Source organism: Limnobaculum xujianqingii (assembly GCF_013394855.1).
GTDB lineage: Bacteria > Pseudomonadota > Gammaproteobacteria > Enterobacterales > Enterobacteriaceae > Limnobaculum > Limnobaculum xujianqingii.
Map to the genome: position 1 here is coordinate 316,401 of NZ_JABMLK010000001.1, position 20,278 is coordinate 336,678.

The following is a 20,278-nucleotide window of genomic DNA, read 5'->3' on the forward strand; positions in this document are numbered from 1 at the left end:
GGCAAAGAAGAAAATATAGATTTCACATTGGAGTGATAATTAGCGGAAGATGGCTATAAGTTTGCCAGCGGCTCTCTTGTTGTAATGCTTCGGCCTGTAAGGGATATAATGAAAGCCATTCTTGATTGATTTCCAGATTAAGTTGCTCTCCCTGAGGGATAAGAGAGATATCCGGAATACGATCAGAATGCCGTGAGCGACACAATAGAATGGCAATACGCAATAAACGCACCAGTCTTTGCGCTTGCTGTAATGATAAAGCGTTCTGTTCAGCCAGTACAGGCAAGTTAATGATATCGGTTTGGTTTATTAGTAAAGCCGCCAGTAATTTTCTTTGTGCAGGAGTAAAGCCAGGCATTTCAGTATGATTCAGCAAGTAAGCAGCATGCTGAGGTGACTGTTTGAAGTCGATGCTTAATCCAATTTCATGGACCTGACCGGCCCAATGAAGCAGCTCTGTCATGTTATCGTTAATGTCCCAGCTATCTTTTAGCTGGCTGCAAAAATAACGAATTAACTGGCTAACTCTGTCAGCTTGTTGCTGGTCGATAGCATACTGTTCTTGAATAGCCTGAATGGTGTTTTGACGGATATCTTTTTCTACCGGTTGATTCAACATGCTGTATATCAGGCCTTCACGCAGCGCACCACCGGCCAAATTCATATGTTCACACCCAAGGTTTCAAAAATAGCGATCAGGATAGAAAGCCCGCTGGGGAAAACCAGTGCTCTTTCTAAAGTCAGACCTGGGATCTCCAGTTCTTCCAGTTTGCCGCATTGAATCGCGCGTTCTTTTAATTGCTGTAACTTATCCAGCGTAATTTGCTCATCCATACCTTGAGCTACCATGATTTCCTGTAGTGCTTGCACCGTGCCTGATGCACCGACACAAATATCCCAACCCTGATATTTTAGCTTATCAGCAATGGGAAGCAGGAGATGATGAGCGGCAAGTTCTGCCTGGTGAAAATTATTGGTGCTTAACGTCCGGTCGTTGAAATAGTGCTCCAGCCAGGTCACACAGCCCATTGGCAAACTGACTAATTGAGAAATATTATCTGCGGTTCCGGTAATGAGCTCAGTGCTGCCTCCACCAATATCGACCACCAGTCGGGATTGCGCTCCCCCAGTGGTATGGGCTACGCCCTGATAAATTAATCTGGCTTCTTCTTCACCGCTAATGATCTTAACCGGATAGCCTAAAATTATTTCGGCTGTGGTAATAAATGTGTTGGAGTTTTTGGCTGCCCGTAATGCTGCGGTGGCAACAATACATACATGAGATGGCGGAATATTATACAAGCGTTCGGCGAACAGGCGTAAGCATTGCCAGCCACGTTGCATCGCCTCTTCAGATAAACGATTTTCATCGTCAAGCCCGGCAGCTAACCGGACTTTTCGCTTGATGCGGTCAATAATCTGGATACGGCCAGCAATTTCCCGGATAACCAGCATATGAAAGCTATTCGAACCAAGATCGATGGCGGCATAAAGAGGCAATTCATCTGTCTGTATGTTCATAAAGCTTTATCAGTTACCCGTACTGGCTGTATCAATATTAACCCGGGCGCTTTCTGTTACGCGGAGGCCCATTCCGACGAGGTCCGCTACTACGTCTTGGATTTCCGGTATTACGCGGACGTGAAAGGCGTTTTGGTGCAGGGAGATCGGTCAGTAATGCTTCGGAGCTATAACGGCTAACGGGAATTGAGTGGCCAATATATTGCTCAATAGCTGGCAGATTTAATGCGTATTGCTCACAGGCCAGAGTGATGGAATGCCCACTGGCTCCCGCTCGACCAGTACGACCAATGCGATGTACATAGTCTTCACAATCATCCGGAAGATCATAGTTAAATACGTGGGTAACTTCCGGAATATGTAAACCACGAGCCGCAACATCCGTTGCTACCAGAATATCAAGATTGCCTTTGGTGAAATCATCCAGAATATGTAAGCGTTTTTTCTGCGCCACATCACCGGTTAATAAACCAACCCGATGTCCGTCAGCGGCCAGATATCCCCATATTTCTTCACAAGCATGTTTGGTATTAGCAAAAATAATGCAGCGTTCAGGCCACTCTTCTTCCAGAAGCGTTTGAAGTAAACGCATCTTATCTTCGTTAGACGGATAAAACAGTTCTTCCTGAATTCGGTGGCCGGTTTTTTGTGTAGGCTCAACTTCAACATATTGAGGATTATTCATATGTTCAAATGCCAGTTCACGAACGCGGAAAGAAAGCGTTGCGGAGAATAGCATGCTTAAGCGTTGAGTCGCTGGTGGCATACGGCGGAAAATCCAGCGAATATCTTTGATAAAGCCCAAATCAAACATGCGATCGGCTTCATCCAGAACAACAACCTGGATAGCACCTAAATCAATATAGTTTTGCTTGACGTAATCCATAAGGCGACCGGTAGTACCAATCAGAATATCAACGCCAGCTTCCAGTACTTTTAACTGTTTCTCATAGCCATCACCACCGTAGGCTAGTCCAATTTTCAGGCCAGTTTCCTGAGCCAGTGCTTCAGCATCATTATGAATTTGGACCGCAAGTTCACGGGTCGGAGCCATGATTAGTGCACGAGGTTGATTGATTTTGCGATTGCTATCAGCCTCATGGGTAAGTAAATAATTAAAGGTAGATGCCAGAAAAGCCAGTGTTTTTCCAGTACCCGTTTGTGCCTGTCCTGCAACATCATGCCCTGCAACCGTATAAGGAAGCGCCAGTGCTTGTATTGGCGTACAGTAATGAAAGCCTTTGTTTTCAAGGGCCTTGATTACCGAAGGGTGTAGTGCGAAGTCGGCAAACTTCTGTTCTGTTAAGTGTGTTTTGCTCATAGTGGTGTAGAATATCAGCTAACCTTGTATTCACGAAAGTATTGCTTTACGAATGCGTATCCGTTGAAATAAAGTCAACATATATTCAACGTTTCTTTGGTTAATATAACACCAATGAAACATATCTAATCCTGTGGAGTCAAACATGAGCGAAAAAATTATTCACTTAACCGATAACAGCTTTGAAAATGATGTATTGAAAGCTGATGGTCCTGTACTGGTGGATTTTTGGGCTGAGTGGTGTGGTCCATGCAAAATGATTGCCCCGATTCTGGATGAAGTGGCGGCTGAGTACGAAGGTAAACTAACGGTTGCTAAATTGAATATTGATCAAAACCCGGCGACTGCACCTCAGTATGGTATTCGTGGCATTCCGACCCTGCTGCTGTTTAAAGATGGTGCTGTTGCTGCAACTAAAGTTGGCGCACTGTCAAAATCTCAATTAAAAGAGTTTTTGGATGCCAGTATTTAATTGATATTAAATTAATTTTTACTGCACATGTGTTCTTGTTTATCCATTATTTTTATGGGTAAACAAGACGCTCTGGTTATCAGATAAAATAAAAATAGTGATATCAAAGCGATTTTTTACTGGAAAAGCTGTCTGTAGGTGCTAATTTATTGGCTGAGCCGTAGACTCTGGTAATAAAGCATGCTACCTTTAATCACGCTTCATGCAATCTTATCTATATACGTAATACGTACTCGTTTTAAAATCGTAGCTTAAAGTTCTTAGAGCAGTTCAATCATGAGCATAGACTGTGAATGCTATGATTTTAAAACAGGTTTAGAATGTATATCCGGGCATTATTTCTGAGTTTCTGATATGTGGTCAGGCATCGTCATACTACTTTTCTGATATAAAATAATGAACGGATATTCTAATAATACAGGCGCGGCGTATACCGCCAGCTATTCACGAAGACTTTTCGAGACAGACCCCGAGTTAAAGAACCCACCATTATGAATCTTACCGAACTAAAAAATACGCCGGTCTCTGAGTTGATTACTCTCGGCGAAAATATGGGACTGGAAAACCTGGCCCGTATGCGCAAACAAGATATTATCTTTTCGATTCTGAAACAGCATGCGAAAAGTGGAGAAGATATTTTTGGCGATGGCGTGCTGGAAATATTGCAGGATGGATTTGGTTTCCTCCGTTCAGCAGACAGCTCCTACCTCGCAGGTCCAGATGATATCTATGTTTCCCCTAGTCAAATCCGTCGTTTTAACTTACGTACTGGTGACACCATTTCAGGAAAAATTCGTCCACCGAAAGAAGGTGAACGTTATTTTGCATTACTGAAAGTTAATGAAGTTAACTACGATAAGCCAGAAAACGCCCGCAATAAGATTCTGTTTGAAAACTTAACTCCATTACATGCTAACTCTCGTCTGCGGATGGAGCGTGGTAATGGTTCTACCGAAGATTTAACCGCTCGTGTTCTGGATCTCGCTTCACCAATTGGTCGTGGTCAGCGTGGTCTGATTGTTGCGCCACCAAAAGCGGGTAAGACAATGCTGCTGCAAAACATCGCACAGAGCATTGCTTATAACCATCCTGACTGTGTGCTGATGGTTTTACTGATTGACGAACGTCCGGAAGAAGTTACTGAGATGCAACGTCTGGTAAAAGGTGAAGTTGTGGCTTCAACCTTTGATGAACCAGCTTCCCGCCATGTTCAGGTTGCTGAAATGGTGATCGAAAAGGCTAAGCGTCTGGTTGAACATAAAAAAGACGTTATTATTCTGCTCGATTCTATTACCCGTTTAGCGCGTGCATATAACACGGTTGTCCCGGCTTCAGGTAAAGTATTGACTGGTGGTGTGGATGCGAATGCTCTGCATCGTCCAAAACGTTTCTTTGGTGCGGCACGTAATGTAGAGGAAGGCGGTAGCCTGACCATTATTGCTACGGCACTGGTGGATACTGGCTCTAAAATGGATGAAGTCATCTACGAAGAGTTTAAAGGTACAGGCAATATGGAATTACACTTATCGCGCAAGATTGCAGAAAAGCGTGTGTTCCCGGCTATTGATTACAACCGTTCTGGTACTCGTAAAGAAGAATTACTGACAACATCAGAAGAATTACAAAAAATGTGGATCCTGCGCAGAATCATCCATCCTATGGGAGAGATTGATGCAATGGAATTCCTCATCAATAAGTTAGCGATGACGAAAACTAATGATGAATTCTTTGATATGATGAAGCGTTCATAATATTCAGTTAAATAGTTATGAGTATTAGAGTAATATTCTGATACTCATAAACTTTATCGAGAGCCGTTAATCGTGAATTTACTCAGTATGAGTGGCGATCTTGTTATCGTCTTTTTGTTCTCTCTGGCTTTTCTATTTATTGCTCGCAAAATAGCCAAGTTTATTGGCTTAGTAGATAAACCAAATTATCGGAAACGCCACCAGGGGGTTATCCCATTAGTTGGTGGTATTTCTGTTTATGCCGGGATTTGCTTGTATCTCTTTCTTAACTGGAATGAGATTGAGCAACCCGGCATTTATCTTATTTGTGCTGGAATTTTAGTTTTAGTTGGTGCTGTTGATGACCGTTTTGATATTAGCGTTAAGTTTAGAGCAACAGTACAAGCGCTGGTAGCGATTGCAATGATGGTTTTTGCCGGTCTGTATCTTCATAGTCTTGGATATATTTTAGGCCCGTGGGAACTGGTGCTTGGCCCGGTTGGTTATGTGGTTACTCTGTTTGCTGTGTGGGCTGCAATCAATGCTTTCAATATGGTTGATGGTATTGATGGCCTGCTGGGTGGACTAGGATGTGTCACTTTTGGTGCTTTAGGTGTTCTATTAGTCATTGATGGCCAGGCATTTTTAGGCTATTGGTGCTTTGCTATTATTGTCGCGATTATTCCTTACTTATTGCTAAACTTGGGTGCGTTTGGTAAACGCTACAAAGTGTTTATGGGTGATGCGGGTAGTACACTAATCGGTTTCACCGTTATCTGGATTTTATTGCAGAGTACTCAAGGTGTTGGTCATCCAATGAACCCAGTGACTGCATTGTGGGTTATCGCAATACCTTTGATTGATATGATTGCCATTATGTACCGTCGGTTACGTAAAGGCATGAGCCCATTTGCTGCCGATAGACAGCACATTCATCATCTTATTATGCGTGCTGGTTTCACTTCCCGTCAGGCGTTTGTGTTGATTACGTTGGCGGCAGCACTATTGGCAGCAATCGGTGTTGTTGGAGAACATATCTTTTTTATCTCTGAATGGATGATGTTGGCACTGTTCTTGCTTGTATTTGTATTGTATGGCTTTTGTATAAAGCATGCCTGGCGTGTAGCTCGTTTTATTAAGCGCACAAAGCGTCGTATGCGGCGAAATCATGAAAATCAGCGAATTTCTTAACCAGAGGCTTTTGTCTTAGACATGAAATCAGAGATCCAGTCAGTTGATAATGAATTAGATATTCGTAGTCTGTGTTATTCATTATGGTACGGCAAAATATGGATTGTTGGCATTGCCATTATTTTTGCAGCTATTGCTTTAGGCTACTCTTATGTAGTCAAACAGGAGTGGAGCACAACTGCAATTACTGATAAACCGACCGTCAGCATGCTCGGCGGTTATTATTCGCAAGAGCAGTTTTTACGCGGGCTCATTCGAACCAGTAGTAATAATGCTGCAGTGGCAGAAACACCGATTACGGAAGATGTTTACAGCGAATTTATCATGCAGCTCTCTTCCTATGATGCCCGCCGTGATTTTTGGCTACAGTCTGACTACTACAAGCAACGTCAATCTGGTGATGTGCGTGCAGATGCGGTAGTGCTGGATGAGTTGATTAACAATATTGTTTTTATGCCTAAAGACGATAAAAAAGGCATGAACGATAGCGTTAAATTGACGGCAGAAACACCAAGTGATGCAAACCAACTGTTGCGCCAGTATATTAATTTTGCTAATCAACGCGCAGTAGCAAGCTTAAATGCAGAATTACAAGGTACCTGGTCAGTGCGCCAAACATCTCTGGCTCGTCAGGTTCAGCGCCAGGAAAAAATGGCGAATGCAGTATACCAGCGGGAATTAAAACGTTTGCAGCAGGCGCTAACCATTGCTCAACAACAGGGAATAACCCGTTCCCAAACAGATGTTCCAGCCGATCAATTACCTAACTCTGAATTGTTCTTATTAGGTAAGCCGATGCTTCAGGCTCGATACGAGGCATTACAGGCAAATGGTCCTGATTTTGAAAATGATTATGACCACGATCGCGCTGTACTTTCTTCTCTGAATGATGGGGCAAAACTGGATAATCAGTTTAAAGCATATCGTTATTTGCGTACGCCTGAAGATCCAATTACCCGAGATAAACCTCGCCGTTTGTTCCTGCTGATTATGTGGGGTGGGGTGGGCGCACTTGTTGGTGCCGGGGTTGCTCTGACTCGCAGACGTAAAAAAGAAATATGATAAGGATAGGTGCTTTAGGGCACCTTAATGGCATAACTGCCGTGATAACTGACTTAAAGAGATAGCTCTGTGAAAGTGTTAACTGTTTTTGGCACGCGACCTGAAGCAATTAAAATGGCTCCATTAGTGCATGCATTGGCCGATGATGACTATTTTGAGTCGAAAGTTTGTGTGACGGCTCAACATCGGGAGATGTTGGATCAGGTACTTAAGCTATTTAATATAAAACCTGATTACGATCTGGATATTATGCGTCCAGGGCAAGATTTGACTGAAATTACCTGTCGTATTCTTGAAGGGTTAAAGCCGGTTTTGGAAGAATTTAAGCCGGATGTAGTCTTGGTTCATGGCGATACCACTACGACTCTTGCCACCAGTCTGGCGGCTTTTTATCAACGTATCCCTGTCGGACACGTTGAGGCCGGATTACGTACTGGCGATCTCTATTCTCCATGGCCAGAAGAAGGAAACCGAAAATTGACGGGCCATTTGGCCATGTATCATTTTTCTCCGACAGAGACATCAAAGCAAAACTTATTAACAGAAGCCATACCTGATAGCCGTATTTTTGTTACAGGTAATACGGTCATTGATGCTTTATTTTGGGTACGTAATCGTATCCATAATGATGTTCAATTAAAACAGGAGATGGAACAGCGTTACTCCTTCCTGCAGCAAGATAAGAAAATTATTTTAGTTACTGGTCATCGTCGCGAAAGTTTTGGTGATGGTTTTGAGCGGATTTGCAGTGCATTGGCTGACATTGCTAGTACTCATCCGGATGTGCAGGTAGTTTATCCGGTACATCTTAATCCAAATGTCAGAGAGCCAGTTAAACGTATTCTGAGCCATATCGATAATGTGATCTTGATTGAACCTCAAGATTACTTACCGTTTGTTTATTTGATGGATCATGCTTATCTAATTTTAACTGATTCTGGTGGTATCCAGGAAGAAGCACCTTCTTTAGGCAAGCCGGTTTTGGTTATGCGTAAAACTACAGAACGCCCGGAAGCAGTTTCTGCAGGTACAGTAAGATTAGTTGGTACAAATATTGCATTGATTTTAGAAGAGGTGAGTCGGCTGTTAACGGATGAAAATGAATATCACTTAATGAGCCGAGCACATAATCCTTACGGTGATGGGAAGGCCTGTCAGCGTATTCTCGATGCTTTAAAAAATAATCAGGTGAAGCTATGAGTTTTGAAACAATTTCAGTAATCGGTCTTGGTTATATTGGTTTGCCTACTGCTGCAGCTTTTGCGTCGCGCAAAAAAAAGGTTATTGGCGTAGATATTAATCAGCATGCGGTAGATACCATTAACCGCGGTGCGATTCATATTGTTGAGCCTGATTTAGATAAAGTGGTTAAAGAAGCCGTTGAAGCGGGTTGCTTACAGGCGGTTACTAAGCCTTTAGCTGCGGATGCATTTTTGATTGCTGTTCCAACACCTTTTAAAGGCGATCATGAGCCAGATATGGTGTATGTGGAAGCTGCTGCTAAATCTATAGCTCCAGTACTGAAAAAAGGCGATCTGGTTATTCTGGAGTCAACTTCTCCGGTTGGTGCGACTGAACAAATGGCCGGTTGGCTGGCGGGAGCTCGTTCTGACCTTACTTTTCCTCAACAGGCTGGCGAACAGGCTGATATTAATATCGCTTATTGCCCTGAGCGCGTATTACCAGGGAAAGTGATGGTAGAGCTGATTCAGAACGACCGTGTCGTAGGTGGTATGACTCCTCGTTGTTCAGACCGTGCCAGCGCGTTATACAAAATTTTCCTGAAAGGTGAATGTGTTATTACCAACTCTCGTACTGCAGAGATGTGTAAATTAACTGAAAACAGCTTCCGTGATGTCAACATTGCCTTTGCTAACGAGTTATCACTGATTTGCGATCATCAGGGGATTAACGTGTGGGAGCTGATTCGTCTGGCTAACCGTCATCCTCGGGTTAATATTTTGCAGCCAGGGCCTGGTGTTGGTGGTCACTGTATTGCTGTCGACCCATGGTTTATCGTGGCGCAAAACCCTCAGGATGCACGTTTGATTCGTATCGCTCGTGAAGTGAATGATGGCAAACCTTATTGGGTGCTGGATAAAGTAAAATCTGCAGTAGCTGATTGTCTGACGGCAACGGGCAAGCGGGCCTCAGAGATTAAAATAGCCTGCTTTGGTCTGGCATTTAAGCCAGATATTGACGATCTGAGAGAGAGCCCGGCGCTGGAAATTACCCACATGATTGCCGACTGGCATGCGGGGACAACGCTGGCCGTTGAGCCAAACGTTCATGAATTACCAAAAGTGCTGGCTGAAAAAGCCCAATTAACTGAAACCGAAAAAGCACTGGTTGACGCGGATGTTTTAGTCATGTTGGTTGACCATCGCCAGTTTAAGGCAGTTAGTCCGGAACAAGTTAAACAACAGTGGATTATTGATACAAAAGGGGTATGGCGTTGAGAAAGATTTTAGTCACTGGCGGAGCCGGTTTTATTGGCTCTGCGGTAGTGAGACATATTATTCAGGATACCAAAGATAGTGTATTGGTAGTTGATAAGCTGACTTATGCCGGAAATCTGGATTCATTGGCTGAAGTATCTGATAGTGAACGCTATTGTTTTGAACAAGTTGATATTTGTGACCGATCTGCGCTGGATCGTATTTTTACACAGTATCAACCAGATTTAATAATGCATCTGGCTGCTGAGAGCCATGTGGATCGCTCTATTGATGGTCCGGCAGCATTTATTGAAACCAATATTGTTGGAACTTATACGTTGCTGGAAGCCGCTCGTCACTATTGGATAGGGCTGGATACTGCATTGAAGCAAGCATTTCGCTTCCATCATATCTCTACTGATGAAGTGTATGGTGATTTGCATGGGACTACGGACTTGTTTACTGAAACAACGCCTTATGCACCAAGCAGCCCTTATTCAGCGTCTAAAGCGTCCAGCGATCATTTGATCAGGGCTTGGCTGCGTACCTATGGTTTTCCAACCATTGTGACTAACTGTTCTAATAACTATGGCCCATATCATTTTCCTGAGAAGTTAATTCCTCTGATCATTTTGAATGCATTAGAAGGAAAAGCATTACCGGTTTATGGTAACGGCGCTCAGGTCAGGGACTGGTTATTTGTTGAGGATCACGCCAGAGCTTTATATAAGGTAGTCACTGAAGGTGTTATTGGTGAAACCTACAATATTGGCGGTCATAATGAGCGTAAGAATATTGAAGTTGTACGCACTATTTGTCAGCTACTGGAAGAGTTGGCGCCATCAAAGCCTGAAGGTGTCGCTAAATATGAGGATCTGATTACTTACGTAACGGATCGCCCTGGTCATGACATGCGCTATGCAATCGATGCCAGCAAGATTGAGCGTGAACTGGGCTGGAAACCGCTGGAAACTTTTGAATCAGGTATTCGCAAGACAGTTTTCTGGTATCTGACGAATCAGGAGTGGTGGCAGCGCGTTCAGGATGGAAGTTATGCCAGAGAACGCATTGGTTTAACATCATAGTTCTGATAACAAAATAACATGGGAGTTCAAAGCAGAAATCCCATCAAAATATTCTATTTATGTAATATCCCTGATTTCCGATTAATACAAGCGTCAGGGAAATGGTGAATTCAATGAAAGGTATTATTTTAGCGGGTGGTTCAGGTACCCGACTGTATCCAATTACGCGCGGTGTATCCAAACAGCTGTTGCCTATTTATGATAAACCAATGATTTATTATCCGCTTTCCGTACTAATGCTGGCGGGAGTTCGGGATATTTTGATTATTTCTACTCCGGAAGACTTACCGTCATTTCAACGGTTGTTGGGCACTGGCGAAGAGTTTGGCATTAAACTCAGCTATGCAGCACAGCCGAGCCCGGATGGATTGGCTCAGGCATTTCTGATTGGTGAAGAGTTTCTTGACGGTGACTCCTGTTGTTTGGTCTTGGGAGATAACATCTTTTTTGGCCAAAGCTTCAGCTCAAAATTGCGTAGTGTTGTTGCTCGTGACCAGGGTGCGACTGTTTTTGGTTATCAGGTGATGGACCCTGAACGTTTTGGGGTTGTGGAGTTTGATGACAACTTCCGTGCGTTGTCCATTGAGGAAAAACCACTTAAGCCGAAGTCAACTTGGGCGGTTACTGGGCTCTACTTCTATGATAATCAAGTGGTCGAGTTAGCTAAGCAGGTTAAACCATCTCCGCGTGGAGAGCTGGAGATTACCAGTATTAATCAAATGTATCTTGAGCAAGGTACGTTGAATGTTGAATTGCTTGGCAGAGGGTTTGCATGGTTAGATACAGGCACTCACGATAGCCTGATTGAGGCTAGTACCTTTGTACAAACAGTAGAGAAACGACAAGGGTTTAAAGTTGCCTGTCTGGAAGAGATTGCCTGGCGTAATGGCTGGCTAGATGATACTAGCGTATTAAAAACCGCACAGCTTCTGGCTAAAACTGGTTATGGGAAATATTTGCAGGATTTACTCGATGTCCGTCCGCGCCAATATTGAGCCTCTTGAGTGGGAGAGTGATTTTTTTTCACTCTCCACGGCTAAGCTGAATTTTAGTGAATCGGTATCTACGCCACTAGATGTGCAAGCGTTGTCTGGTTTTCAACTGGTTCAGGCAAAGGTACCTGCATCACGTGGTGACTGGATAGATACTCTAAGCGCATTGAATTTTCATTTGGTTGAAGGTGAAGTAGATTTTATAGCATCGCTTGATGCTGTAACTGATGGTTCTCCAGATTTATTATTTACCTGCCGGTTAGCTACTGAGCAGGATGTGCCAGCATTACGAGCAGTAGCATCAGATGTTTTTCGCCAGAGTAGATTTCGCGCTCCATGGTATCAGAATGGCGATAGTGGTCGTTTCTATGCTTTATGGGTGGAAAAAGCCGTATCCGGCACTTTCGATCATAGCTGTTTAATACTTGAGGATAAAGAGGGCCATCCTCAGGGCTTTGTGACTTTACGTGATATTGGTGATAATCAGGGGCGTATCGGCCTGCTAGCCGTTTGGTCAGGCTGTAATAATAAAGGTGTTGGCCTTGAGCTGATGAAGATAGCTAAAAGTTGGTGTGTGGCACGAAAATTGAGTCACCTCTGTGTTGCTACTCAGATGGGAAATCTTGCGGCTTTGCGTCTTTATATTCGTAGCGGTGCATCTATCAATAGCACAGCATATTGGTTATACAGATAATTATTTACAGATGTCTAATTAACAAATTACTCAGGTGAAAAAATGATTCCTTTTAACTCTCCTCCGGTTGTTGGTACCGAACTTGAATATATGAAAGCCGCAATGGGTAGCGGTAAGTTATGTGGTGATGGTGGATTTACCCGTCGCTGTCAGCAGTGGATGGAGCAGCACTTTGGTAGCCATAAAGTGTTGTTGACACCATCTTGCACTGCTTCATTGGAGATGGCTGCGTTATTGCTGGATATTAAATCTGGTGATGAAGTTATCATGCCAAGTTTTACTTTTGTTTCAACGGCAAATGCTTTTGTGCTGCGTGGAGCCAAAGTGGTATTTGTGGATGTTCGTCCTGATACGATGAATATTGATGAAACTAAAATTGAAGCCGCAATTACTGAAAATACTCGAGTGATTGTTCCGGTTCATTATGCAGGTGTAGCATGTGAAATGGACACTATTATGAGTTTAGCTAAAAAATATGATCTATATGTGGTGGAGGATGCGGCGCAGGGGGTGATGTCCACCTATAAGGGTAAAGCATTAGGTACCATTGGCCATATAGGTTGTTTTAGCTTCCACGAAACAAAAAACTATACGGCGGGTGGCGAAGGCGGGGCTACGTTAATTAACGACTCTGCATTGATTGATCGGGCAGAAATTATCCGTGAAAAGGGAACTAACCGTAGCCAATTTTTTCGTGGTCAGGTAGATAAATATACTTGGCGTGATATTGGTTCCAGTTATTTGATGGCTGACTTACAGGCTGCGTATCTATGGGGGCAGCTTGAAGCGGCAGAGCCGATTAACCAGCGTCGTCTGCAACTATGGCACAACTATAATGATGCATTTAAAGCGTTAGCAGCACAGGGAAGAATTGAACTGCCAACGATTCCAGTAAACTGCCAGCAAAATGCCCATATGTTCTATATCAAACTGAATGATGTGGAGGACCGTACCCGCTTTATCAGTTATCTGAAAGAGGCGGAGATTATGGCGGTATTCCATTATATTCCTCTGCATGCTTGCCCTGCCGGTGAGAAGTACGGTGAATTTCATGGTGAAGATCGCTATACCACTAAAGAGAGCGATCGTCTGGTTCGTTTGCCATTATTCTTTAATATGACAGATATTAATCAACGTACAGTTATCAATACTATTCTGAATTATTTCGCCTGATATGTCTCTGGCAAAAGCATCAATTTGGACTGCTGCCTCCACGCTGATTAAGATCGGCGTGGGGTTATTGATCGTTAAATTATTAGCGGTCTCTTTTGGTCCCAGCGGTGTAGGGCAGGCAGGTAACTTTCGTCAGTTAATTACCGTATTGGGCGTGCTGTCAGGTGCCGGGATATTTAATGGTATTACACGCTATGTGGCTCAATATCAGCAAGAACCGGAACAGTTGCGCAAAGCACTGGGAACATCCGCCAGTATCGTTTTAGGCTTTTCTACTCTGCTGGCGGTTATCTTTTTACTGTTTGCTGGACCTATCAGCGTGGGATTATTTGGTCATGCTGAGTATCAGAATGTAGTGAAGTCGGTTGCATTCATTCAGATGGGAATTGCTTACGCCAACTTCTTCCTGGCCGTTTTGAAAGGTTATCGTGATGCGGTAGGTAATGCGCTCGGTGTCATTGGCGGTAGCCTGTTTGGCGTAGTCGGATACCTGGTTTGTTACTATCTGGGTGGTTATGAAGGTGCATTGGCTGGTTTAGCGCTGGTTCCCGCACTGGTGGTTATTCCTGCCGGTTTTATTCTGTGGCGTAGAAAAACGGTTCCTTTCGGCTATTTAAAGCCAATGTGGGACAAAGCGTTGGCCAGCAGTCTGGGCAAATTCACCATCATGGCATTGATTACTTCAGTAACGTTACCTGTTGCCTATGTGATGATGAGGAATTTACTGGCGGAACACTACAGTTGGGATGATGTTGGTATCTGGCAGGGTGTCAGCAGTATTTCCGATGCTTATCTACAGTTTATTACTGCTTCGTTTACTGTCTATCTGTTACCCACCCTTTCTCGACTGACTAATAAGTCTGACATCTCACGAGAAATTTTACGCTCGCTACGTTTTGTTTTACCCGTTGTGGCTGTCGTTAGCTTTAGCGTTTGGTTATTACGTGATTTTGCCATTTGGCTGCTGTTTTCCAGCAAGTTTGTTGCCATGCGCGATCTGTTTGCCTGGCAACTGGTGGGTGATGTATTAAAAGTAGGTTCGTATGTCTTTGGCTATTTAGTGATTGCGAAGGCATCATTACGGTTTTATATCCTGACGGAAGTGAGTCAGTTTGCTTTACTAACCGGTTTTTCACATTGGTTGATACCGCAAAATGGTGCTATGGGTGCAGCCCAGTCTTATATGGCTACCTATATTATCTATTTTGTACTTTGTAGCTGCGTTTTCTTTATTTATCGTAGACGATCATGACGACTTTGATTCATATCTTGGGTTCTGATATACCTCATCATAATTTAACGGTGCTGCGTTTCTTTAACGACGTTTTATCAGCACAGGTATCCCATGAGTATGTTAAACACTTTATGGTTGCTGCGAAGGATACTTCGTCATTTGAGTCATTTAACCAGCTAAACATTGAAGGCTATGATGACAAAGCATCGCTGGCTCAGGCTGTGATTGCGTGGGTAAAAGTGGATGCAGACGCGCGTTTTTTATTTCATGGCCAGTTTAATGCTAAATTGTGGCTTGCTCTGCTGTTCAATAAAATTAACCCTAAACGTGTTAGCTGGCATATTTGGGGAGCTGATTTGTATGAAGACTCCACCAGTTGGAAGTTTCGATTGTTTTATCGATTACGTCGTATTGCTCAGGGAAAAGTGGGACATGTTTTTGCTACGCGGGGTGACTTGATGTATTACCAACAGCGACATCCGGATACGCCCTGTTCATTACTCTATTTTCCAACCCGAATGGACCCTACTTATCAACCAACACTAATTGATAAAAACCATAAAAAGACACTGACGATTTTGGTGGGTAATTCAGGCGATCGTACTAATCGCCATATTGAAGCGTTGCAGGAAATTCACCGTCAATTTGATAAAGAACAGATAAAAATTATTATTCCGTTGGGCTATCCAGCGAATAACCATAGTTATATTTCAGAGATTAGTGTTAAAGCGGTGGAGTTATTTCCTCAGGGTCAGGTAACGTTGCTGACTGAACAAATTCCTTTTGATGAATATTTATCTATTCTTTCTGGCTGTGATTTAGGCTATTTCATTTTTAATCGTCAGCAGGGAATTGGTACGCTTTGTTTGCTGATTCAAAGCGGAGTGCCTTTTGTCGTGAGCCGTAATAATCCGTTCTGGAATGATCTTCAGGAGCAGAAGATCCCATTTTTGTTTTATGGCGATAAGGTAAATATGGAAGGGATTCGGGAAATTCAGGAAAAAATCACTACACTGGATAAAAGCCATATTGCCTTTTTTAACCCTAACTATATTAGTGGGTGGAAGCAGGCACTTGTTGTGGCTGCCGGAGAGGTAAAATAATGGAACCTGCACAGTTTGGTGGTTTGTTTGTTGTTTACCTGATATCACTGATATTCATTCTAACCTTAACTTATAAAGAGTTCAGGAAAGTACGTTTTAATTTTAACGTATTATTTTCACTGCTTTATTTATTAACATTCTATTTTGGTTTTCCGTTAACCTGTTTGTTGGTTTTTCAGTTTGATGTACAAGTGGTTGAAGTTGATTCACTGCTTAATGCGTTACTTTCGGCGACCTGTTTTTATGCTATTTATTATGTTTGCTATAAAACCCGATTATTAAAACCGAGTGATAAGCCCCGTCCAGCGCTATTTAATATGAATCGTGTCGAAACCAATCTAACCTGGATGTTGTTGGCTTTGGTAGCGATTACTACCGTTGGGATATTTTTCCTGCAAAATGGTTTTTTACTGTTTAAATTGGAAAAGTATAGTCAGATTTTTTCCAGTGACGTTTCTGGCGTAGCGTTAAAACGCTTTTTCTATTTCTTTATTCCTGCCATGTTGGTTGTCTATTTTCTGAAAGAAAATACCCGCAGCTGGTTTTTGTTTTTGATTAGCACTGTTGCCTTTGGGATCCTGACTTATGTAGTTGTAGGTGGAACGAGAGCCAATATACTGATTGCTTTCTCCCTGTTCTTGTTTATTGGTATTGCCCGTGGACACATCACATTATGGATGTTGGTCATGGCGGGGGTTGCTGGTGTTGTTGGTATGTTCTGGCTGGCGCTAAAGCGTTATGGCATGAATGTATCTGGCGCAGAAGCATTTTATACCTTCCTGTATCTCACTCGGGATACTTTCTCCCCGTGGGAGAATCTGGCATTACTATTGCAAAACTACGACAAGATAGAGTTTCAGGGGCTGGCGCCAATTGTTCGTGATTTCTATGTGTTTATTCCAGGATGGTTATGGCCCGATCGACCTAATTTGGTAGTGAATACAGCCAACTACTTTACCTGGGAAGTGCTGGATTATCATGCTGGTCTGGCAATATCACCAACTCTGATTGGTTCTCTGGTAGTGATGGGGGGTGTTTGGTTTATCCCTCTGGGAGCGGTGCTGGTTGGCTTGATTATTAAATGGTTTGATTGGGTGTATGAGAAGGGACGAACCGAAACCAATCGTTATAAAGGCGCGATTATGCAGGCATTCTGCTTTGGTGCGGTTTTTAATATTATCGTATTAGCCCGGGAAGGTTTAGATTCCTTTGTTTCCCGAGTTGTTTTCTTTGCTCTGATATTTGGACTATGTCTGATTATTGCGAAGCTGCTGTATTGGGTTTTTGACGCCAGCGGCATGATACGCCAGCGAGTCCGTCGTTCTCTGTCTTCCGGACAGGTAAAAATTGATAATGCGAAAGCAGGCTAGGAGAGTAGTGTGAATATTGCTAAATATAGTATTCGCGGTATTGATATATGGGGCTTTCGCAACATGGCTCAGTTTGTCGGCTATCTGTTTGACGATAGTGATATGAAAACCGGGACGTTGGTTGCGATCAATGCAGAGAAGGTGATGACCGCAGAGCAAGATAAACCTTTGCGTGAATTGATTGATGCGGCTGAGTATAAATATGCTGATGGAATTAGTATTGTACGTTCCATTCGCCGTAAGTATCCGGATGCTGATGTACAGCGCATTGCCGGTGCCGATCTCTGGGAAGCGTTAATGGCGCAGGCTGGAAAGCAGGGAGTACCAGTATTTCTGGTAGGAGGAAAACCAGAAATATTGGCAGAGGTTGAGCAAAAACTAAAAAGTCAGTGGAATGTAAATATCGTTGGTAGCCAGGATGGTTATTTCAAACAGGAAGATCGCGATGCTTTGTTTGAGCGCATTCGTGCCAGTGGCGCCAGATTTGTGACGGTTGCAATGGGATCGCCAAAGCAAGAGATGTTTATGCGTGATTGCCGCAAGATCTATTCTGACGCGTTGTATATGGGTGTTGGTGGAACCTATGACGTGTTTACCGGGCACGTTAAGCGTGCGCCAAAAGCATGGCAAAATATGGGGCTGGAGTGGCTATATCGTTTGCTTGCCCAGCCAACCCGCTGGCGTCGGCAGTTTAAGCTGCTTAAGTATGTAGCCTACCATTACACTAATCGCCTCTAGTCGATAGATTATTGTTTAAATTCAACCAACAATTAACTTTCTTTTATTGCAGAAGCCGCCATAGCTGCTTCTTTTTGTTCTTCAGCTTTGCAGACTGCCGCGATAAATACTACGTCAGTTGATGAGTTAATTGCGGTTTCTACCGAGTCCTGCAGAACGCCAATAATGAAGCCAACCGCAACAACCTGCATAGCAATCTCATTCGGGATACCGAACATGCTACAGGCGACTGGGATCAGCAGCAAAGAGCCACCGGCGACACCCGATGCGCCACAGGCACAAATTGAGGCAATAACGCTCAGTAGCAATGCGGTAGGGATGTCAACGGCGATATCTAAAGTGTACACCGCCGCTAATGTTAATACAGTGATAGTCACTGCTGCTCCCGCCATATTGATAGCGGTACCAAGAGGAACGGCAACAGAGTAAGTTTCTTCTTTCAGTTTCAGCTTTTTACACAGGGTCATATTGACCGGAATGTTTGCCGCTGAACTACGGGTAAAGAAGGCGGGAATACCGCTATCACGCAGACAGGTAAACACCAATGGATATGGGTTTTGGCGCGTGATAATAAATGCGATTAGCGGGTTAAGTACCAGCGCAACCACCGCCATACAGCCAATTAATACTGTCAGCAGATGGGCATAGCCACGAAACGCGGAGAACCCTGTTTCCGGATCTGACAACGTAGCGGAGACTAAACCAAAAATACCGATAGGAGCAAAGCGGATCACCAGACGTACAATAAAGGTAATACCGTAAGAGAGATCGCTGACTACTGTTTTAGTGGTATCGGATGCATGGCGTAAAGCCACACCTAACGCGATACCCCAAACCAGAAGGCCAATATAGTTTGCTTCCATCAGGGCTCTGACAGGGTTATCCACCATTTTAAACAGCACTGCATGGAGAACTTCGATTACGCTGCCTGGAGGGCTTAGTGAAGCATTGGTGGTTGCCAAAAGCAATTTTGAAGGAAATAAGAAACTGCCCAAAACAGCAATTAATGCCGCCGCAAAAGTACCAATCAGATACAGCACAACGATTGGTCGCATATTGGTTTTCTGTCCTTTCTTATGGTTGGCTATAGAAGAAGCAACCAAAATAAAAACCAGAATAGGTGCAACGGACTTCAGTGCACTGACGAACAAATTACCTAAAAGGCCAGCAGCCTGAGCGCCGCTTGGTGATACAAATGCCAGAATGATACCGGCGAACATGCCTATTAATATTTGGGTAACGAGGCTACCGCGTAGAAAGCCAAATGGCTTTTTTATGTTACTCACTGTGGTTGATCCCTAAAATAGATATTATTTCCTAAGCCTGTTTTTCCGATCGATTTTTGTGGCAATAAAGCACCGTCACCAATGTGGTGATGTTCAACTAACCGGAAATCTGTGTTTGCTTTTATTAGTGTGCGAATGTATTTCTCATTCGCTAGCACTGACTTTAAAAGAGGTTGAGGAATTCTGGAAGCAAAAAATAACAATAAAGATAAATTTATTATGAGTAAAATATGTTTTACCCTTGTTTTGTGATAAAAAAGTAGTCGAATCGTTGATGAAGTGAGCAATTAGAAAAATTCCTGAAAAAAGGGCTAGACAGATGGGTTCTAAATCCGTACTATCCTCACCGCAACGGCGCACTGCGCGCCCGTAGCTCAGCTGGATAGAGCGCTGCCCTCCGGAGGCAGAGGTCTCAGGTTCGAATCCTGTCGGGCGCGCCATAAACAGTGCGCAGGGCGTGATTAATGTCCAAGGTTTCAATACCGGGTTGAGCAGAGAATTTATGGTGGCTATAGCTCAGTTGGTAGAGCCCTGGATTGTGATTCCAGTTGTCGTGGGTTCAAGTCCCATTAGCCACCCCATTAATTTGTTGATATAGTAAGTTTTAGATTTTTGTGTAATTGCGAAGGTGGCGGAATTGGTAGACGCGCTAGCTTCAGGTGTTAGTGTCCTTCGGACGTGAGGGTTCAAGTCCCTCTCTTCGCACCACACGAGTTTAAAATAACAAATAAAAGGCAGTACCTGATTCGGCGAGTAGCGCAGCTTGGTAGCGCAACTGGTTTGGGACCAGTGGGTCGGAGGTTCGAATCCTCTCTCGCCGACCAAATTTTGAGAACCCCGCACATTGCGGGGTTTTTCTTTATCTGCG

At 43.5% G+C, this 20,278-nt stretch carries 16 protein-coding genes, 4 tRNA genes and 1 pseudogene; 18 read left to right on the forward strand and 3 right to left on the reverse strand.

Translation table 11 applies throughout. The features are described 5' to 3' along the window. Positions 1-22: 22 nt before the first annotated feature. Both gppA and rhlB read right to left on the reverse strand, forming a co-directional pair. Positions 23-1,521 (reverse strand): annotated as a pseudogene (gppA, locus tag GOL65_RS01070) (guanosine-5'-triphosphate,3'-diphosphate diphosphatase). Positions 1,522-1,558: 37 nt separating this feature from the next. Then, positions 1,559-2,842 carry an ATP-dependent RNA helicase RhlB gene (gene rhlB, locus GOL65_RS01075; RefSeq protein ID WP_140921357.1) on the reverse strand — a complete coding sequence of 428 codons (1,284 nt, stop codon included), beginning with the start codon at positions 2,840-2,842 and terminating at the stop codon, positions 1,559-1,561. Positions 2,843-2,987: 145 nt separating this feature from the next. Here rhlB and trxA point away from each other — a divergent pair, with 145 nt between their 5' ends. The 14 genes from trxA (at position 2,988) to wecG (ending at position 18,124) form a co-directional block, all read left to right on the forward strand. Continuing rightward, on the forward strand, positions 2,988-3,314 hold the full coding sequence (trxA, locus tag GOL65_RS01080; protein WP_140921356.1) for a thioredoxin TrxA: 327 nt from the start codon (positions 2,988-2,990) through the stop codon (positions 3,312-3,314). Positions 3,315-3,805: 491 nt separating this feature from the next. After that, positions 3,806-5,065, forward strand: coding sequence for a transcription termination factor Rho (gene rho, locus GOL65_RS01085; RefSeq protein ID WP_047782390.1), 1,260 nt, complete (start codon positions 3,806-3,808; stop codon positions 5,063-5,065). Positions 5,066-5,137: 72 nt separating this feature from the next. Further along, positions 5,138-6,235, forward strand: coding sequence for a UDP-N-acetylglucosamine--undecaprenyl-phosphate N-acetylglucosaminephosphotransferase (gene wecA, locus GOL65_RS01090; protein ID WP_140921355.1), 1,098 nt, complete (start codon positions 5,138-5,140; stop codon positions 6,233-6,235). Positions 6,236-6,256: 21 nt separating this feature from the next. Beyond that, the gene (wzzE, locus tag GOL65_RS01095) at positions 6,257-7,297 is read left to right on the forward strand and encodes an ECA polysaccharide chain length modulation protein (RefSeq protein WP_140921354.1); all 1,041 of its coding nucleotides are present in this window, start codon (positions 6,257-6,259) and stop codon (positions 7,295-7,297) included. A gap of 69 nt (positions 7,298-7,366) precedes the next feature. Then, on the forward strand, positions 7,367-8,497 hold the full coding sequence (gene wecB, locus GOL65_RS01100; protein WP_140921353.1) for a non-hydrolyzing UDP-N-acetylglucosamine 2-epimerase: 1,131 nt from the start codon (positions 7,367-7,369) through the stop codon (positions 8,495-8,497). Further along, positions 8,494-9,756: a UDP-N-acetyl-D-mannosamine dehydrogenase gene (gene wecC / locus GOL65_RS01105; protein ID WP_140921352.1), complete on the forward strand. Its 1,263-nt coding sequence runs from the start codon at positions 8,494-8,496 to the stop codon at positions 9,754-9,756. The genes wecB and wecC overlap by 4 nt, the downstream gene beginning before the upstream one ends. Then, positions 9,747-10,820, forward strand: coding sequence for a dTDP-glucose 4,6-dehydratase (gene rffG / locus GOL65_RS01110; RefSeq protein ID WP_179038116.1), 1,074 nt, complete (start codon positions 9,747-9,749; stop codon positions 10,818-10,820). The genes wecC and rffG overlap by 10 nt, the downstream gene beginning before the upstream one ends. Before the next feature lie 113 nt (positions 10,821-10,933). Beyond that, positions 10,934-11,815 carry a glucose-1-phosphate thymidylyltransferase RfbA gene (gene rfbA, locus GOL65_RS01115; protein ID WP_140921350.1) on the forward strand — a complete coding sequence of 294 codons (882 nt, stop codon included), beginning with the start codon at positions 10,934-10,936 and terminating at the stop codon, positions 11,813-11,815. Continuing rightward, positions 11,793-12,506 carry a dTDP-4-amino-4,6-dideoxy-D-galactose acyltransferase gene (rffC, locus tag GOL65_RS01120; protein WP_140921349.1) on the forward strand — a complete coding sequence of 238 codons (714 nt, stop codon included), beginning with the start codon at positions 11,793-11,795 and terminating at the stop codon, positions 12,504-12,506. Before rfbA ends, rffC begins: the two co-directional genes overlap by 23 nt. A gap of 42 nt (positions 12,507-12,548) precedes the next feature. After that, complete coding sequence (rffA, locus tag GOL65_RS01125; protein ID WP_140921348.1) at positions 12,549-13,679, forward strand: dTDP-4-amino-4,6-dideoxygalactose transaminase; 1,131 nt, start codon at positions 12,549-12,551, stop codon at positions 13,677-13,679. A gap of 1 nt (position 13,680) precedes the next feature. After that, a complete protein-coding gene (wzxE, locus tag GOL65_RS01130; protein WP_140921347.1) occupies positions 13,681-14,931 on the forward strand; it encodes a lipid III flippase WzxE in 1,251 nt (416 codons plus the stop codon). Beyond that, positions 14,928-16,016 carry a TDP-N-acetylfucosamine:lipid II N-acetylfucosaminyltransferase gene (locus tag GOL65_RS01135; RefSeq protein WP_140921346.1) on the forward strand — a complete coding sequence of 363 codons (1,089 nt, stop codon included), beginning with the start codon at positions 14,928-14,930 and terminating at the stop codon, positions 16,014-16,016. The genes wzxE and GOL65_RS01135 overlap by 4 nt, the downstream gene beginning before the upstream one ends. Beyond that, complete coding sequence (gene wzyE, locus GOL65_RS01140) at positions 16,016-17,386, forward strand: ECA oligosaccharide polymerase (protein ID WP_140921345.1); 1,371 nt, start codon at positions 16,016-16,018, stop codon at positions 17,384-17,386. Before GOL65_RS01135 ends, wzyE begins: the two co-directional genes overlap by 1 nt. 9 nt (positions 17,387-17,395) lie before the next feature. Then, complete coding sequence (wecG, locus tag GOL65_RS01145; protein ID WP_140921344.1) at positions 17,396-18,124, forward strand: lipopolysaccharide N-acetylmannosaminouronosyltransferase; 729 nt, start codon at positions 17,396-17,398, stop codon at positions 18,122-18,124. 32 nt (positions 18,125-18,156) lie between these two features. Here wecG and sstT read toward each other — a convergent pair whose 3' ends face one another. Continuing rightward, entirely contained in the window at positions 18,157-19,410 is a 1,254-nt protein-coding gene (sstT, locus tag GOL65_RS01150; protein WP_407657448.1) for a serine/threonine transporter SstT, read from the reverse strand. A gap of 363 nt (positions 19,411-19,773) precedes the next feature. Here sstT and GOL65_RS01155 point away from each other — a divergent pair. The 4 genes from GOL65_RS01155 (at position 19,774) to GOL65_RS01170 (ending at position 20,234) form a co-directional block, all read left to right on the forward strand. After that, a tRNA-Arg gene (locus GOL65_RS01155) sits at positions 19,774-19,850 on the forward strand. 65 nt (positions 19,851-19,915) lie between these two features. Continuing rightward, positions 19,916-19,991 (forward strand) — tRNA-His (locus tag GOL65_RS01160). A 41-nt stretch (positions 19,992-20,032) separates the two neighbouring features. Further along, positions 20,033-20,118 (forward strand) — tRNA-Leu (locus GOL65_RS01165). 39 nt (positions 20,119-20,157) lie between these two features. Beyond that, positions 20,158-20,234 (forward strand) — tRNA-Pro (locus GOL65_RS01170). Positions 20,235-20,278 lie beyond the last annotated feature (44 nt).

Coding starts and splice junctions, on each gene's coding strand:
- wzzE (WP_140921354.1), top strand. CDS start 6,257: ATGAAATCAGAGATCCAGTCAGTTGATAATGAATTAGATATTCGTAGT.
- rfbA (WP_140921350.1), top strand. CDS start 10,934: ATGAAAGGTATTATTTTAGCGGGTGGTTCAGGTACCCGACTGTATCCA.
- wzyE (WP_140921345.1), top strand. CDS start 16,016: ATGGAACCTGCACAGTTTGGTGGTTTGTTTGTTGTTTACCTGATATCA.
- rhlB (WP_140921357.1), bottom strand. CDS start 2,842: ATGAGCAAAACACACTTAACAGAACAGAAGTTTGCCGACTTCGCACTA.
- rffG (WP_179038116.1), top strand. CDS start 9,747: ATGGCGTTGAGAAAGATTTTAGTCACTGGCGGAGCCGGTTTTATTGGC.
- wzxE (WP_140921347.1), top strand. CDS start 13,681: ATGTCTCTGGCAAAAGCATCAATTTGGACTGCTGCCTCCACGCTGATT.
- rffA (WP_140921348.1), top strand. CDS start 12,549: ATGATTCCTTTTAACTCTCCTCCGGTTGTTGGTACCGAACTTGAATAT.
- wecC (WP_140921352.1), top strand. CDS start 8,494: ATGAGTTTTGAAACAATTTCAGTAATCGGTCTTGGTTATATTGGTTTG.
- rffC (WP_140921349.1), top strand. CDS start 11,793: ATGTCCGTCCGCGCCAATATTGAGCCTCTTGAGTGGGAGAGTGATTTT.
- GOL65_RS01135 (WP_140921346.1), top strand. CDS start 14,928: ATGACGACTTTGATTCATATCTTGGGTTCTGATATACCTCATCATAAT.
- trxA (WP_140921356.1), top strand. CDS start 2,988: ATGAGCGAAAAAATTATTCACTTAACCGATAACAGCTTTGAAAATGAT.
- rho (WP_047782390.1), top strand. CDS start 3,806: ATGAATCTTACCGAACTAAAAAATACGCCGGTCTCTGAGTTGATTACT.